Below are 1,981 nucleotides of genomic sequence, written 5' to 3'. Positions count from 1 at the left end.
GGTGCTGGTCTGGATAACAGCGAAAGGCTACTGGCCCTATCTCTGGCGCGAATGGATAACGTCGGTCGATCACAAGCGCATCGGCGTCATGTACATCGTGCTGGCGATGCTGATGCTTCTGCGCGGCTTCGTCGACGCCATCATGATGCGCACCCAGCAGGCGCTCGCCATCCACGGGCCGGGCTATCTGCCACCGGAGCATTACGACCAGATCTTTTCCGCGCACGGCACCATCATGATCTTCTTCGCCGCGATGCCTTTCATGATCGGCCTGATGAATTTCGTCGTGCCCCTTCAGCTCGGCATCCGCGACGTCGCTTTCCCGACGTTGAACTCGGTAAGCTTCTGGCTGACGGCGGCCGGCGCATTGCTCGTCAACGTCTCGCTCGTCGTCGGCGAGTTTGCGCGCACCGGCTGGCTGCCCTATGCGCCTTTATCCGAGACGACGTATTCGCCGGGCGTCGGGGTCGATTATTATCTCTGGTCGATCCAGATCTCCGGCGTCGGCACGCTACTCACCGGCGTCAACCTAGTGACGACGATCCTCAAGATTCGCGCACCCGGCATGGGCTATCTGCGCATGCCTATGTTCTGCTGGACGTCACTCGCCTCCAACCTGCTGATCGTTGCGGCCTTCCCGATCCTGACCGCCACGCTCGCCATGCTGACGCTCGACCGCTATGTCGGCTTTCACTTTTTCACCAACGAAGCCGGCGGCAACCAGATGATGTTCGTCAACCTCATCTGGGCCTGGGGCCATCCGGAAGTCTACATCCTCGTGCTGCCCGCCTTCGGCATCTATTCGGAGATCTTCTCCACCTTCTCGTCGAAGCCGCTCTTCGGCTACCGCTCCATGGTCGCCGCGACGATGTTCATCTGCATCGTCTCCTTCACGGTGTGGCTGCATCATTTCTTCACCATGGGCGCCGGGGCCGACGTCAACGCAGCCTTCGGCATCGCCACCTCGGTCATCGCCGTCGGCACCGGGGTCAAGATCTACAACTGGCTCTTCACCATGTATGGCGGGCGCGTGCGCTTCGACACGCCGATGCTGTGGGCGCTGGCCTTTGTCACCACGTTCATCATCGGCGGCATGACGGGCGTGCTGCTCGCCGTTCCGCCGGCCGACTTCATGCTGCACAACTCGCTCTTCCTCGTGGCGCATTTCCACAACGTCATCATCTCGGGCGTCCTGTTCGCCGCGTTCGCCGGGTTCACCTACTGGTTCCCGAAGGCCTTCGGCTTCGGCTTGCATGAAGGCTGGGGCAAGGCGGCATTCTGGTTCACGCTTGCCGGTTACGTGCTGGTCTTCGTGCCGCTCTACATTGTCGGGCTGCTCGGCATGACCCGGCGCCTGCAGCACATCGACATGGACCTCTGGACGCCATGGTTGATGGTGGCGGCTTTCGGCATTGCGGTGATGATCCTCGGCGCCGCGTGCCAGGTCACGCAGCTCATCGTTTCGTTCAGGCATCGCGACGCGTTGCGCGACGAGACGGGCGACCCTTGGGACGGACGCTCGCTGGAGTGGTCGACGCCCTCCCCGCCACCCGTGTTCAACTATTCGCGGCTGCCGCATGTCGAAAACGAGGAGCCCTACTGGACCATTAAGCAAAGGGCTGTCGACGCGCAGACGCCAGAAACCGAAGAGGACTACGAACCGATCGAGATGCCACGCAACAGCCCGACGGGATTCGTCACCGCCTTCTTCAGCACGGCGATCGGCTTTGCGCTGATCTGGCACATCTGGTGGCTGGCCATCCTTGGCTTCATCGGCGCCTACATCACTTTCGTCGTGTTCGCGTGGCGCGAGCATGGCGACTATGAAATTCCCGCCAGCGAGGTTGAACGCATCGATCGCGGCAGCCGGGCGGCGCAGCTTGCCTGGATGCGAAGCCGGGAGCGTCCGGCATGAGCGACATCACGGCTGGCAGCGCACCGCGCGATCCGTATCGGCTGGGCCGCAGCCACGGGCTTGGCC

General features: G+C 62.4%; 1 protein-coding gene. It reads left to right on the top strand.

The genetic code is table 11. The features are described 5' to 3' along the window. A partial coding sequence (locus LB553_RS30350; protein ID WP_224518623.1) for a cbb3-type cytochrome c oxidase subunit I occupies window positions 1–1,915 on the top strand: 1,915 nt, incomplete at its 5' end. Window positions 1,916–1,981: the final 66 nt, after the last annotated feature.

This window comes from Mesorhizobium sp. CA8, from assembly GCF_020164955.1.
Classification (GTDB): domain Bacteria; phylum Pseudomonadota; class Alphaproteobacteria; order Rhizobiales; family Rhizobiaceae; genus Mesorhizobium.
Note: the sequence above shows the minus strand (reverse complement) of the source record. Positions and strands in the feature narration are given on the sequence as shown.